The following is a 13,619-nucleotide window of genomic DNA, read 5'->3' as shown; positions in this document are numbered from 1 at the left end:
GATGGATCATCTGCCCGGCATAGAACCCCTTGTTACGGTACAGCGAACCAGCCAACCTGCCGATCTGGAATGGTGCGCAAGGCTGATGGCTGCCAATGAGCCCTGGATCACGTTGCAGCGTAGTTACGAAGATTCTGTTGAACTGTTGTCCGATCCCCTGAGTGAGGTCTTTTTGTTCAGCCGGGATGGGGAGCGCCTGGGTTTTGTGATGCTGAAACTGAAAGGCAGTTTTACCGGATACATACAAACGATCGTTATTTCCGAAGCGGCCCGTGGACAGGGTATCGGTGAAGCAGCGATCCGCTTTGCGGAAGAAGTGATCTTCGCGATCAGTCCCAACGCCTTTATCTGCGTGAGTTCCTTTAATCACCGGGCCCGCGAGCTCTACCTTAGACTGGGTTATGAGCAGGTGGGCATTCTGAAAGACTATGTCAGCAAGGGTTACAATGAACTATTTCTACGTAAAACCCGTGGTTCGTGGAATGATTTCAAAAAACAAAAGCAGGTAAATACGTACATTGCGTCACCGAAACGCACAGACAAACCCAAATTATAAACCAACAAGCAATCCAACATGAGTTACATTATTGAAGTACACGCCCGCCAGATCTTAGACAGCCGCGGTAATCCCACCGTAGAAGTAGATGTAGTGACCGATGACGGTGTCATTGGCCGTGCGGCAGTACCCAGTGGTGCCAGTACCGGTATTCACGAAGCAGCGGAACTGCGTGATAACGACAAGAAGAAATATGCAGGAAAAGGCGTTCTGAAAGCAGTAAAGAACGTGAACGATATCATTTCTGAAGGCATTGTAGGTTTTGATGTGGCCCAGCAGGCTGCTATTGATGAAGCGATGATCGCACTGGATGGCACACCCAACAAGACCAAGCTGGGCGCCAACGCCATCCTGGCCGTAAGTATGGCCGTGGCCAAAGCCGCAGCGGAAGAAGCCGGTCTGCCCCTGTTCCGCTACATCGGCGGTACCAACGCAAAAACCCTGCCCATCCCGATGATGAACATCCTCAACGGTGGTGCGCACGCTGATAATAAGATCGATTTCCAGGAATTCATGATCATGCCGGTAGGCGCCCCTTCATTCAGTGAAGGACTGCGCTGGGGTGTGGAGATCTTCCACGTGCTGAAAAGCGTACTGAAGAAAAAAGGATTCAGCACCAACGTAGGTGATGAGGGTGGATTTGCACCGAATATCCAGAGCAACGAGGAAGCCATCGAAACCGTACTGGAAGCCATTACCCAGGCTGGTTACAAAACCGGCTCACAGGTAGTGATCGCGATGGATGCGGCCAACAGCGAATTATGGGATGCCAAGAAGAAAAAATACGTGTTCCATAAGAGCAGCGGCAAAGCCCTGAGCAGCGATGAACTGGTGAAATTCTGGGAGAAATGGGTGAAACAATACCCGATCGTTTCTATCGAGGACGGTATGGCCGAAGACGACTGGAATGGCTGGAAAGCCCTGACACAGGCCGTAGGCAGCAAGTGCCAGCTGGTGGGTGATGACCTGTTCGTGACCAATGTGAACCGTTTACAGACCGGTATCGATAAAGGTATCGCCAACGGACTGCTGGTGAAAGTGAACCAGATCGGAACCCTTACCGAAACCATCAACGCGGTAAGCCTGGCGCAGCATAATGGCTACAACACCATCATGAGTCACCGCAGCGGTGAAACGGAAGATACCACTATCGCTGACCTGGCCGTGGCATTGAATTGCGGACAGATCAAGACCGGTTCTGCATCACGTACCGACCGTATCGCCAAATACAATCAACTGATCCGTATCGAAGAGATGCTGGGTAACACCGGCCTTTATCCCAAAGGAAAGATCAAGTTTGGTTCTAAATAAGCTAAGAGCTTTTGGCTGTGAGCTGTGAGCAGAATGTTTTTTGGCTCACAGCTCATAGCTGGTTGCTCACAGCCAGTTCTTCACACCTGTTGATTAGTTGTTTGCTTGTCCGGAATACTAATTTTCTATTTTCACTGCTGTAGCCACTAATACTTTCACCCATCATGAAAAAAACGGCCGCCATACTTACCAACAAATACCTGGTTGCCTCTGTGTTTTTTGTAGTATGGATGCTGTTTTTTGACCAGCGCGATTATTTTCAGCAACGCGAAAGGCAGGCCGAGCTCGATAAACTGGAGGCCAAAAAGCGTTATTATGTGCAGGAGATAGAAAAGACCAAAAAACAGCTGCAGGACCTGCAGAATAACCCCGCAGCCCTCGAAAAATTTGCCCGCGAGCGTTACCTGATGAAGCGCGATGGGGAGGATATCTACATTATTGAAGATTCTGCCGACCTGAAAAAATAATTTTCCCGTAAAAACGTTGGCCCGCCAGTCAACAATATTCTGTTCCCTTCTCCGTTTTATATACACGCCGTATCCTCTTATTTTAAGATGTGTTATCCCGTGCTATGAAAAAAATTAAGGAAGAGGATCTGATCCTGTATTTGTACAAGGATTGTTCACCCAAAATGAGTGCCACCATAGAAGCGGCGCTGGAAGAAGACCTGGAACTGTACGACCGTTTACAGGTACTGCGCCGGACCATACGCCAGCTGGATAAGCTCAAACTCAAATCGCCCTCAAAGCTGTCTGTCAAAACCATTCTGCAGCACGCCAACCGGAAATAGGAAGTTCCTGCCTGTTATTTGTTCCTGTGCTCTTGCCTGCTTGTGAAAATTCATATCAATTATTGCGCCGCGACGTTTGTATCACCCTGTTTTGAAGTACATTTATCTTCACTAAAAAAGGAGATATGAAAACTGTTTTTTGCAAGATCCCTTTGCTGTTACTGGCTTTGTTCCTGAGCGTGTCATCCATGGCACAACCGCAGGGTAAAGTATATGAGACCAGAACGGTCAAGAGCGCCATCATGGGCAAAGAGGTTCATTATACCGTGTACCTGCCTGCTGATTACGAAAGTTCCAGCCGCACCTATCCCGTAGTGTACCTGTTACATGGGTATACAGATGATAACACGGGTTGGCTGCAGTTCGGGGAGGTCAACCGGTATGCTGATAAAGCCATTGCAGAAGGAACGATTCCGCCGATGATCATTGTTATGCCCGATGCAGATTCTACCTGGTATATCAATGCTTATGATGGCAAGGAACGATACGAAGATTTTTTTGTGAAAGAATTCATGCCTTCGATCGAAAAAACTTACCGCATCAAGGCTGAAAAGAAATACCGTGGTGTTGCGGGATTGTCGATGGGCGGTTATGGTACACTGATCCTGTCGCTCAAACATCCCGAGTTGTTTGCTGCTGCCGCACCGCTGAGCGCTGCCGTGTTAGATGATGATGCGATAGTCAGTACGGCTGAAGCCAGCTGGGCTCGCACTTTCGGACAGTTATACGGTCGCGACCTGAAAGACAAAGACCGTTTGACCAAAGCCTGGTATGATAATTCCATCCTCAAGATCGTTGAAACCAAATCGGTGGATGACCTGAAAAAGGTCCGCTACTGGATCGATTGCGGCGATGATGATTTTCTTACCAAGGGCAATTGCCTGTTGCATATTGCGCTCACTGAAAAACGCGTGCCGCATGAATACCGCGTTCGCGATGGTGCCCATACCTGGACCTACTGGCGTACCGGTATTACCGATGCACTGAAATTCATCGGTGAAAGTTTTAATCAATAAAAAAACTGTGCCTTGGTGCCTTTGTGTGAAGATCGATTCTCATACCAAGGAACCAAGGCGCCGTATAGGTTATTTGTATAGATGACAAAAAAAGAACGTTACCGGTTAATACTGGACTATTTCCAGAAGAACTCACCTGATGCGGAAACGGAACTTATCTACGACAATCCGTTTCAACTGTTGGTGGCTGTGATATTGTCGGCACAGTGTACGGACAAACGCGTGAACCTTACCACGCCCGCCATATTCGAGCGGTATCCCGGTCCGGAACAAATGGCCAAAGCCACATTTGATGAATTGTTCCCGCTGATCCGGAGTATTTCCTACCCAAATAACAAGACCAAACACCTGATCGGCATGGCGAATATGCTGCTGGAACAATTCGGCGGCAATGTACCCATGACGGTGGATGAACTGGTAAAACTCCCCGGCGTAGGCAGAAAAACGGCCAATGTGATCACCAGTGTGATCGATGAACAGCCGAATATGGCTGTGGACACACATGTGTTCCGGGTAAGTAAACGATTGGGATTGGTATCTCAAAAAGCTTCTACGCCGCTGGCCGTAGAAAAAGAACTGATCAAACATATACCCAAAGAAATGGTGCACAAAGCGCATCACTGGCTGATCCTGCACGGACGTTATGTTTGCCTTGCCCGAAATCCTAAATGTGGCGAATGTATGTTTACGGAGGTCTGCACGTATTACCGGAAGAACCGTGAGTAGTGAGTAGGAAGTTGTCAATGGTCAATTGTCAATCGTGAGCTAACCCATTCACCATTCACAATTGACAATTGACCATTGACACAAGTAGGAATAGCCGTATACGAAATTTCTCACTCCCTACTGACCACTCACTACTCCCTACTAACGATTCACGACCGCCGCTTCACTTCTTCCCCCTTACGAGTTCATACGAGTGATCGATAAAAGCTTTCAGTTCTTTTCCGGGGATGACGCCATCCACCACAACGGTGTTCCAGTGTTTTTTATTCATGTGGAAGCCGGGTAATACATGATCAGGGTATTCTTCCCGTAACTCAATGGCCCGGTCGGGATGGCATTTTACATTGAACCGGAGGGGATGGTTATCCAGCCCGGCCAGCAGGAAAATTTTGCCATTCACTTTGAACACGAGTGTGTTGGGCCCGAAAGGCAGGTCCTCTTCCACGCGTGGTTTCTGCAGACAGTATTCCCTGAGTTGTTCAATATCCATGCGGTTAAAATAAAAAGCCCTGCGGGTAAAACAAATCCGCAGGGCTTATATTTTTTGAAAAGATCTTACAACATCTTTTTAATGGTGCTGATCAGCTCTCCTTTGGTGATAGGGATACCCATCACTTTATTGTAAGCTTTGGCATCCACCAGGAACTGGTCGCGGATGATCTTGACCAGCTGGCCATTGTTAATCTCAGGGATCAGCACTTTTTCGAAGTTACCGATGATCTCTCCGAGATTTTTCGGGAACGGGCGCATATAGCGGATATGTGCATGGCTTACGCTATGACCTTGGGCCTGCAGTTCCAGTACGGCACTCTTGATGGAACCATAGGTAGATCCCCATCCCAGTACCAGTACTTTTCCTTTTTCGGCGCCGCTGTCTATCTTCTGTAAAGGAATATAGTCTGCGATCTTATCAACTTTTGCCTGGCGGGTGTTCACCATGTGCTGGTGGTTCTCAGGTTCGTAGTTAATATTACCGGTAATATCCTGTTTTTCCAGACCACCGATCCTGTGTTCCAGTCCGGGTGTTCCGGGAATGGCCCATGGACGTGCCAGTTTCTCATCCCTTCTGTAAGGCTGGAACTTGGGTTCGTCGTCAGCCAGTCCTTTTTTGAAACTAACCTTGATCTCGGGCAGTTCTGCAGCGGTCGGGAATTTCCAGGGTTCTGCACCGTTGGCAATATATCCGTCGCTCAGGATGATCACGGGTGTCATATGTTGCACCGCAATACGTACGGCTTCATAAGCTACTTCAAAACAGTCGCTGGGGGTAGAGGAAGCCACGATCGGCATCGGGCACTCACCATTACGTCCGTAGTAGGCCTGTAACAGGTCGCTCTGCTCGGTCTTGGTGGGCAAACCGGTAGAAGGTCCGCCTCTCTGGATGTTCACGATCACCAGCGGAATTTCCAGCATGACGGCCAGTCCCATGGCTTCTGTTTTCAGTGCCATACCTGGTCCGGAAGTGGAAGTGATACCCAGTGATCCGCCATAACTGGCTCCGATGGCCGATGCAATACCGGCGATCTCATCTTCTGCCTGGAAAGTACGGATACCGAAGTTCTTATACTTGCTCAGTTCATGCAGGATATCGGAAGCAGGGGTGATGGGGTAGGTACCCAGGAAAATGGGTAATCCGCTTTTTTCTCCTGCGGCGATCAGTCCCATAGCCAGTGATTCATTACCCATGATGCTGCGGTACAGACCGGGTTCCATTTTGGCTTTTTCCACCTTGTAACGGGTAGTGAAAGTTTCAGTGGTATCACCATAGTTATAACCCGCCTGTAATACTTTGATATTACTGTTGAGGATAACTGGTTTCTTGCCGAATTTTTCTTTCAGGAACGCGATGGTGGTATCCAGGCTGCGGTTGTACATCCAGTAGATGAAACCGAGAACGAACATGTTCTTGGCGCGGTCCCTTTCCTTGTTACCCAGCTCCGGAAAATCTTTCAGGGCTTCGCGGGTAAGTTTGGTCACATCTATTTTAATGACGTCATAACTGCTGAGGCTATCGTCTTCCAGTGGATTCACTCCATCCGGATAATTGGCCAGGCGCAGGTTCTTTACGTCAAAACCTTCTGTGTTTACGATGATCTTACCTCCCGGTTTGATCGCTTTCAGGTTTACTTTCAGGGCGGCTGCATTCATGGCAACCAGTACATCGGCGATATCGCCCGGTGTAAATACCTTGTTGGAGGAAAAGTGCAACTGAAAACCACTCACACCCGGTAATGTGCCGATCGGGGCACGGATCTCCGCCGGAAAGTCCGGAAAAGTAGCCAGGTCTATCCCCAGCATCGCGGTATTGTTGGTAAATTGTTGTCCGGTAAGCTGCATACCGTCTCCACTGTCGCCTGCAAATTTGATCACAACATCTTGCAGTAGTTCTTCTTGATTAGCCATCGAGGAATAAATTGTGCCCGCAAAGTTACTGGATAACCGGGCATGAAAAACATGATTTTTAAAGGCTTGTAAGGTCGTTATTTTTTCGCACATAACAAGCCGGTTTCTTGCAGAATCATTACAATAATTACCTTCGCCGCCAAATGAAAGATCAGGTTTTTTTACGCGTATCAAAAAATACCCTCATGGGAGGGGTATTCCTGGTGGTACTGGGAATTGCCGGGCTGCTGTATGTTACCAACAGCCTGGCCCGCTTCCATGCGGCCCCACAGGTTCCCGCCCCATCCCCTCGAACTGCGGCCAGCGGGGTTTTTACCTACGACAGCACTAAAAAATACATCTATCTTACGTTTGATGACGGCCCGCAACTCGGTACCGTCACCTGTTTCAATCTCTGCCGTACAGAAGCGGTGAAAGCCAGCTTTTTTATGGTAGGACTGCATGCCAACCTGAAATCGGACGGGCGCGAGATCGTGAATATGATCCGTTCGGCGTATCCCCGGGTAACGCTGGCCAACCACAGTTTTTCCCATGCCAATAACCAATACCTGAATTTTTATCATCATCCAGAGCAGGCAGCGGCCGATATGTTCCGGGCACAGCAGTCTTTGCAGGTACCTTACCTGATCGCTCGTTTTCCCGGTAACCGCTCCTGGGTAAGGCAAGATGAGGTAAAAGCAACCTCCCTTGCCCGACCCCTGGCCAGGCTGCTGGACAGCGCCGGGTATAATGTGATCGGTTGGGACCTGGAATGGGATTTTAACCGGAAATCGGCCCGCCCGGTACAATCACCGGTTACCCTTGCCCGTGAGGTTGACAGTGCATTTATTAAGAAAAACACCCATGTTCCCAACCACCTGGTCATTCTGACCCACGACCGGATGTTCCGCCGTCCCGGCGATTCGGATTCACTGGCCAGGTTCATCCGCATCCTGAAACAGCACCCCGATTATGTGTTCGAAACCGTGGATCATTACCCGGGACTGAAGAAACTGAAGCCGTGAGACGTGAATCGTGAGTGGTGAGTAGGGAGTGATCAGTTTACCATCACCCAATCACTGACGATTCACCACTCACCACTCACGATTGACGTGTCAATTGGCAATTGTGAATCGGCAATCCGCTCGATCGGGGGGCTGAAGAAACTGGGGCCGTAAGACGTGAATCGTAAGTAGTGAGTGGGTGGTGGACCCCCTTTCACCCTTCACCATTGACAATTCACCCTCCCTACTGACCACTCACCACTCACGACTGCCGGTTCAGGACCTCCGAATTTTAGAGTTTCCTTAAAGAATCGGCCTTCAGAAGGCTGTGCTAATTCCGTATATTTGTACTTACTAAAATTCAAACTATGGCAATTTTTAAATCAGGTAATCCTACGCTGACGGAGAAAATGTTCGACAGGAGTCTGCATATTGAATCCAATATGCAGGGCACTATGAGTGTGCGTGGTACCCTTAATAAATTCGGTTTCCTCTTACTGATGATCATCGCGGGAGCGGCGTACAGCTGGCACCTGTTCGACCAGGCACAGAATGGCCTCATGAACACGCTGATGATGGTAGGTATTTTTGGCGGATTGATCACGGCTGTGGCCATCTCTTTCAAACCCAACTGGGCGCCTTACCTGGCCCCCCTGTACGGTTTGCTGGAAGGTCTGTTCGTAGGTGGGATCTCTGCTATCCTGAATGCGGCTTTTGCTGAAAAATACCCCGGCCTGGTCATGCAGGCGGTTGGTCTCACTTTCGGTGTGGCCATGGCGGTATTCCTGCTGTATAATTTCCGCGTGATCCGCGCTACGGAAAAATTCAAATCGGTGATCTTCGCCGCTACCCTGGGTATTGCCCTGTTCTACCTGCTCACCATGATCCTCCGTTTATTCGGGGTGAATGTGAGTTTCATGTACGATAGTAGTATGCTGAGCATTGGTATCAGTCTGTTCGTGGTGGCCATCGCTGCTCTGAACCTGATCCTGGACTTTGATATGATTGAACAAGGTGCCGAAAGAGGTGCGCCCAAGTTCATGGAATGGTTCGGTGCTTTCGGTTTGATGGTGACCCTGGTATGGTTATACATTGAAATGCTGAAACTGCTGAGCAAACTGGGCAGCCGCGACTAAACAATATTGATCTGCTTACAAAAGCCATCCTTTCCGGGTGGCTTTTTTTATGCGCAGGCGAAATGCAGTAACTTGGGGGCGATCGGGAGGCGTGAATCGTCAGGCGTGAGTTGTGAGTTGTGAGTAGGGAGTGGGTTGGGAACAGCCCATTCACCATTCACGCCTCACGCTTGAAGATGCCTTCTTCGAAGGGTCTCCCCAGCGGGGGACCCTTCGCTTAGTATTACAAAACACTCAGTACAGGTCTCCTTTTTTAGAAATGCAAATTCCCTGGGTACAAACCCCAATCAACCGCTGCAGGCGGACTGCCGGAAGACTACCTGCACAGTTCAGCCCGCTATTATTATACAGGTGAACAAGGTGTATATCCTGTTATTACCTATATGGAGTTGCAGGATATTGACCTTACTTGGTTTTCTGTGCTATGATGAGTGAAACAGTGACAGAGCAGTGATTCTAAGCGTAGGGTCCCCCGCCGGGGAGACCCTTCGCAGAAGGGAAAGCGTATATCCTGTTATTGGTGATCTGATGTCAAAATGTTTTCTGTAGGCATATTTTACTTGTGATATTTGCCTGTTTGTTCTTGTTTTAGCGTCGCCTTACAATGGCCACCAACGGTTTTCGGCTTTGCGAGGGAGCGGATTTTTAGCACTAACTTTCAACCGAAGCTCGGACTTTAAAGATGGCAAAAAAGTTTCAAGCGAAGTACTTCGTCCGCTCTCTTGCAAAACCGATGTTGACGTTTCGCCCTTATTTTTCAGGTATTGTCAGCCAGTCTAATGCATTTATCTTTTTTACTCCGTTGTACGTTCCCGTGTCGTAGTCCATTGTAATTAAAAGTTTGTCGTGATGGTCGGCAATAGTGTCAAATGGTGCTAATTCACGTTCTAATGTCGTTGCGTTTTGTACAGTCTGCGAAACCTGTATGTACTGCGTAAAACCTTCGTTGTTGCGAACAACAAAATCAACTTCTAAGTTGTTTGTTTTTCCAATCCACACTTGATTGTTTCTTCGTTTCAGTTCAAGGTAAATGATGTTCTCAAGTAAATGTCCTGCATCGCTTACCAATTCTTTTCCAAGCAGTGCGTTGCGGAAACCCAGGTCCACCAAATAGTATTTTTCTTGCGTTGCCAAATGTTGTTTGCCTTTGATGTCGTAGCGATTTACCTTGTAAAACAAATATGCTTCAACTAATGTGTCAATGTATTTTGAAACGGTTTTATTGTCAATTTTCTTTTTGTTAGCAGTTAAAACTTTTGCAATGTTTCCTGCCGAAACGCTTGAACCAACTGAATCTATTAGAAAGTTTACGACTTCTTGATACGATTCTTTTCCATAAATAGTGTGTCGTTTTGAAATGTCGTTTTCGTAAATGTTTTTGAAAACGGTTTGCAAATACTCATTCGCAAAATTGTTTCCGTCTGCCGAAAGTCGCACCGCTTCGGGAAAACCGCCTATACGAATATAGTCCGCAAAAGCACGGTCAGGATTTACAGTTTTGCCTGTAAACTCTAAAAATTCGGCAAATGAAAACGGTAACACATTTATTTCATAGGCTCTGCCTGTTAACAAGGTCGCAAGTTCGCTACTCAACAAAAATGCGTTAGAACCTGTAACGTACAAATCAATGTTCGGGTGGACATACAAACCTTCCAAAAGTTTTTCAAATTCTGCAACGTTTTGCACCTCGTCAATAAACACATAATTGGTTACGTTCTTTTTTAGGTTCTTTACGATATAATCGTAAATTTCTTTCCAATGTTTTTCAGCCAAAAACCGAAATTCAGGCATATCCATATTGATTGCCAAAATGGAAACTTTCGGGTTTTCTTTACGCAACAAATCCTGAAACTGTGTCATTAAAGTTGATTTCCCACAACGCCTAACGCCTGTGGCAACTTTAATTAGATTCTTGTCTTTTAGAACACGAAGTGTATCCAAATATCGTTTTCGGGTTATTGTTTGCATAAGACAAAGATAAGTAAAATTCCTAAAACTTATCGTAAAATAGAACTTTTAGGATTTTTGCTTAGAAAACGAAATACTGAAAAAGGGGACTTTTTTGCCATTTTTTCTAATTTTCCTTCTTCGAAGGGTCTCCCCGGCGGGGGACCCTTCGCTTAGTATTACAAAGTACTCAATATAAGCCTCCGTTTTTTAGAAACACGAATTCCCCCAGCGTACAACCCGCAATCAACCGCTGCAGGCGGACTGCCGGAAGATTACCTGCACAGCTCAGCCCGCTATTATTATATGGGTGAACAAAGCGTATATCCTGTTATTACATATTGGGAGTTGCAGGATATTGACCTCACTTGGTTTTCTGTGCTATGATGTGTGGAACAATGACAGAGCGGTGATTCTAAGCGTAGGGTCCCCCGCTGGGGAGACCCTACGTAGAAGGGAAGATTGATCTGCTTACAAAAGCCATCCTTTCCGGGTGGCTTTTTTTATGCGCAAGCGAAATGCAGTAACTTGGGGGATCGATCGGTAAGCGTGAATCGGCAGTTGTGAGTGGTGACTAGGGAGTGGGAGTGAATTGACAAAAAACATTCACAATTGACTATTCACAACTGCCGACTCACCACTCACAACTCACGCCTGCCGATCGGACATTGCATAAAAATTCCCGACATGGATTTCAACAGACAAGCTTACACGAACGAAGAACTGATCAGCATTTACCGTAACCTGTTATTGCCGCGTATGATAGAGGAAAAAATGCTGGTGCTGTTGCGGCAGGGAAAGATCAGTAAGTGGTTCAGTGGTATTGGGCAGGAAGCGATCTCGGTAGGCGCCACCATGGCTTTGCAGCAGGATGAGTGGATCATGCCCCTGCACCGTAACCTGGGGGTCTTTACCTCACGCGGAATGCCGCTGCATAAACTGTTCATGCAGTGGCAGGGTAATAAGGAAGGCTACAGTAAGGGGAGGGAAAGAAGTTTTCATTTCGGGACCAGGGAACATCATATCTGTGGTATGATCTCACACCTGGGACCGCAGCTGGCCATTGCAGATGGTGTGGCATTGGCCCACCAGCTTCGCGGGGAGAAAAAAGTTTCACTTGCTTTCAGTGGCGATGGCGGCACCAGTGAGGGCGACTTTCATGAGGCACTGAATGTGGCAGCCGTGTGGAACCTGCCGGTGATCTTCATCATAGAGAACAATGGTTATGGTCTCAGTACACCTGTGAATGAACAATACCGCTGCGAAAGCCTGGTAGACAAAGCCCGTGGCTATGGCATGGAAGGAGTACGGATAGACGGTAACAACATATTATCGGTGTACGACACCATCAAAGGTGTGCGTGAATATTGCATCCGTGAACAGAAACCTTACCTGGTGGAGTGTATGACCTTCCGCATGCGCGGACACGAAGAAGCCAGCGGCACCAAATATGTTCCGAAAGAATTGTTTGAAGAGTGGGGCCGGAAAGATCCGATCAGTAACTATGAACAGTTCCTGGTAGAACAGCAGATACTTTCTGAAAGGCAGGTGGCCGATATCAGGAACGAATGCAAACACCAGATAGAAACAGAATTGCAGCTGGCGGCCCAGGTATCGGCGATAGTACCCGATACGAAAGAAGAACTGCAGGATGTGTATGCTGACAGGTCAGTCGTGAATCCTGAGTCGTCAGTGGCACCCGTCATCAACCATCACTCTCCACTCACGATTGACGACTCACGATTGACGACTCACGATTCACGATTCGTTGACGCCATCCAGTCCGCCCTCCGTCAAAGTATGGAGAAACATGCCAACCTGGTTCTGATGGGACAGGATATTGCCGAATACGGCGGCGCATTCAAGATCACCGAAGGTTTTGTGGATGTGTTTGGAAAAGCGAGGGTACGCAATACGCCTCTCTGCGAAAGCGCGATTGTCGGCAGTGCGCTGGGATTGAGCTTGGAAGGATTCAAGTCGGTGATGGAAATGCAGTTTGCTGATTTTGTGACGGTGGGTTTTAACCAGATCGTGAACAACCTTGCCAAGATCCATTACCGCTGGGGACAACATGCGGATGTGGTCATCCGTATGCCAACAGGTGCTGGCGTAGGTGCCGGTCCTTTTCATTCGCAGAGCAACGAAGCCTGGTTCACGCATGTGCCGGGTTTAAAAGTGGTATATCCTTCCACGCCGCATGATGCCAAGGGTTTGCTGATCGCAGCCATCAATGATCCTAACCCCGTGATGTTCTTTGAGCACAAGGCTTTGTACCGGAGTGTCAGTGGTCCCGTACCCGAAACCTATTATGAAGTGGAGATCGGTAAAGCAAGACTGGTTCGGGAGGGAAAGGATATTACTGTGATCACGTATGGATCTGGGGTACACTGGGCCATGGAATACCAGGAGCAGCACCCGGAGATCTCCCTGCATATACTGGACCTGAGAACTTTATTGCCACTGGACTACGCGGCCATACAGGAAGCGGTTACACAAACAGGTAAAGTGCTGTTGTTGCATGAAGACACACTGACCGGAGGTATCGGCGGAGAGATCAGCGCCTGGATCAGTGAACATTGTTTTGAGCTGCTGGATGCGCCGGTATTACGTTGTGCATCACTCGATACGCCTATTCCGTTTAATATGGAACTGGAGAAGCATTTCCTGGCCAAAAGCAGGCTGGATACTTATGTACAGAAATTGCTGAAGTATTAAGGACCAGCCTGGCTATTGAAAATCGGCAGATCCTTA

At 48.0% G+C, this 13,619-nt stretch carries 12 protein-coding genes; 9 read left to right on the top strand and 3 right to left on the bottom strand.

Translation table 11 applies throughout. The annotated features are described in order from the left end of the window. The first annotated feature begins 1 nt into the window (after window position 1). The 6 genes from ACH3Y6_RS00825 (at window position 2) to nth (ending at window position 4,399) form a co-directional block, all read left to right on the top strand. Window positions 2-556 carry a GNAT family N-acetyltransferase gene (locus ACH3Y6_RS00825; RefSeq protein WP_490834582.1) on the top strand — a complete coding sequence of 185 codons (555 nt, stop codon included), beginning with the start codon at window positions 2-4 and terminating at the stop codon, window positions 554-556. Window positions 557-574: 18 nt separating this feature from the next. Then, window positions 575-1,867, top strand: a complete 1,293-nt coding sequence (gene eno / locus ACH3Y6_RS00820; protein WP_490833664.1) for a phosphopyruvate hydratase — start codon at window positions 575-577, stop codon at window positions 1,865-1,867. A gap of 164 nt (window positions 1,868-2,031) precedes the next feature. Continuing rightward, complete coding sequence (locus ACH3Y6_RS00815; protein WP_490833663.1) at window positions 2,032-2,334, top strand: FtsB family cell division protein; 303 nt, start codon at window positions 2,032-2,034, stop codon at window positions 2,332-2,334. A 104-nt stretch (window positions 2,335-2,438) separates the two neighbouring features. Beyond that, complete coding sequence (locus tag ACH3Y6_RS00810) at window positions 2,439-2,657, top strand: hypothetical protein (RefSeq protein WP_490833662.1); 219 nt, start codon at window positions 2,439-2,441, stop codon at window positions 2,655-2,657. A gap of 125 nt (window positions 2,658-2,782) precedes the next feature. Next, a complete protein-coding gene (locus tag ACH3Y6_RS00805; protein WP_490833661.1) occupies window positions 2,783-3,673 on the top strand; it encodes an alpha/beta hydrolase in 891 nt (296 codons plus the stop codon). Between the two features lie 81 nt (window positions 3,674-3,754). Beyond that, the gene (gene nth / locus ACH3Y6_RS00800) at window positions 3,755-4,399 is read left to right on the top strand and encodes an endonuclease III (protein WP_490833660.1); all 645 of its coding nucleotides are present in this window, start codon (window positions 3,755-3,757) and stop codon (window positions 4,397-4,399) included. A gap of 163 nt (window positions 4,400-4,562) precedes the next feature. Here the strand turns inward: nth and ACH3Y6_RS00795 are convergent, their stop codons facing one another. Further along, window positions 4,563-4,889: an MmcQ/YjbR family DNA-binding protein gene (locus ACH3Y6_RS00795; RefSeq protein ID WP_490833659.1), complete on the bottom strand. Its 327-nt coding sequence runs from the start codon at window positions 4,887-4,889 to the stop codon at window positions 4,563-4,565. A 65-nt stretch (window positions 4,890-4,954) separates the two neighbouring features. Beyond that, window positions 4,955-6,802, bottom strand: coding sequence for a 2-oxoacid:acceptor oxidoreductase subunit alpha (locus ACH3Y6_RS00790; RefSeq protein ID WP_490833658.1), 1,848 nt, complete (start codon window positions 6,800-6,802; stop codon window positions 4,955-4,957). Window positions 6,803-6,945: 143 nt separating this feature from the next. Here ACH3Y6_RS00790 and ACH3Y6_RS00785 point away from each other — a divergent pair, with 143 nt between their 5' ends. Together ACH3Y6_RS00785 and ACH3Y6_RS00780 are read left to right on the top strand one after the other, a co-directional pair. Continuing rightward, entirely contained in the window at window positions 6,946-7,806 is an 861-nt protein-coding gene (locus tag ACH3Y6_RS00785) for a polysaccharide deacetylase family protein (RefSeq protein ID WP_490833657.1), read from the top strand. A 347-nt stretch (window positions 7,807-8,153) separates the two neighbouring features. Further along, a complete protein-coding gene (locus tag ACH3Y6_RS00780; protein WP_490833656.1) occupies window positions 8,154-8,921 on the top strand; it encodes a Bax inhibitor-1/YccA family protein in 768 nt (255 codons plus the stop codon). Between the two features lie 750 nt (window positions 8,922-9,671). On the opposite strand, the gene ACH3Y6_RS00775 is transcribed toward ACH3Y6_RS00780, so the two are convergent. Then, window positions 9,672-10,889 carry an ATP-binding protein gene (locus tag ACH3Y6_RS00775; protein ID WP_490833655.1) on the bottom strand — a complete coding sequence of 406 codons (1,218 nt, stop codon included), beginning with the start codon at window positions 10,887-10,889 and terminating at the stop codon, window positions 9,672-9,674. Window positions 10,890-11,555: 666 nt separating this feature from the next. Here ACH3Y6_RS00775 and ACH3Y6_RS00770 point away from each other — a divergent pair. Further along, a complete protein-coding gene (locus tag ACH3Y6_RS00770) occupies window positions 11,556-13,583 on the top strand; it encodes an alpha-ketoacid dehydrogenase subunit alpha/beta (RefSeq protein WP_490833654.1) in 2,028 nt (675 codons plus the stop codon). The last annotated feature ends 36 nt before the right edge of the window (window positions 13,584-13,619 follow it).

The sequence above is a fragment of the Sediminibacterium sp. FW305-C-269 genome (assembly GCF_058231045.1).
The sequence above is the reverse complement of the archived record's forward strand: the minus strand, read 5'-3'. Positions and strand labels throughout refer to the sequence as shown.

Excerpts from the sequence above, each read along its gene's own strand:
- ACH3Y6_RS00775 (WP_490833655.1), bottom strand. The coding sequence starts at position 10,889 with ATGCAAACAATAACCCGAAAACGATATTTGGATACACTTCGTGTTCTA.
- eno (WP_490833664.1), top strand. The coding sequence starts at position 575 with ATGAGTTACATTATTGAAGTACACGCCCGCCAGATCTTAGACAGCCGC.
- nth (WP_490833660.1), top strand. The coding sequence starts at position 3,755 with ATGACAAAAAAAGAACGTTACCGGTTAATACTGGACTATTTCCAGAAG.
- ACH3Y6_RS00780 (WP_490833656.1), top strand. The coding sequence starts at position 8,154 with ATGGCAATTTTTAAATCAGGTAATCCTACGCTGACGGAGAAAATGTTC.
- ACH3Y6_RS00770 (WP_490833654.1), top strand. The coding sequence starts at position 11,556 with ATGGATTTCAACAGACAAGCTTACACGAACGAAGAACTGATCAGCATT.
- ACH3Y6_RS00790 (WP_490833658.1), bottom strand. The coding sequence starts at position 6,802 with ATGGCTAATCAAGAAGAACTACTGCAAGATGTTGTGATCAAATTTGCA.
- ACH3Y6_RS00825 (WP_490834582.1), top strand. The coding sequence starts at position 2 with ATGGATCATCTGCCCGGCATAGAACCCCTTGTTACGGTACAGCGAACC.
- ACH3Y6_RS00815 (WP_490833663.1), top strand. The coding sequence starts at position 2,032 with ATGAAAAAAACGGCCGCCATACTTACCAACAAATACCTGGTTGCCTCT.
- ACH3Y6_RS00810 (WP_490833662.1), top strand. The coding sequence starts at position 2,439 with ATGAAAAAAATTAAGGAAGAGGATCTGATCCTGTATTTGTACAAGGAT.
- ACH3Y6_RS00805 (WP_490833661.1), top strand. The coding sequence starts at position 2,783 with ATGAAAACTGTTTTTTGCAAGATCCCTTTGCTGTTACTGGCTTTGTTC.
- ACH3Y6_RS00785 (WP_490833657.1), top strand. The coding sequence starts at position 6,946 with ATGAAAGATCAGGTTTTTTTACGCGTATCAAAAAATACCCTCATGGGA.
- ACH3Y6_RS00795 (WP_490833659.1), bottom strand. The coding sequence starts at position 4,889 with ATGGATATTGAACAACTCAGGGAATACTGTCTGCAGAAACCACGCGTG.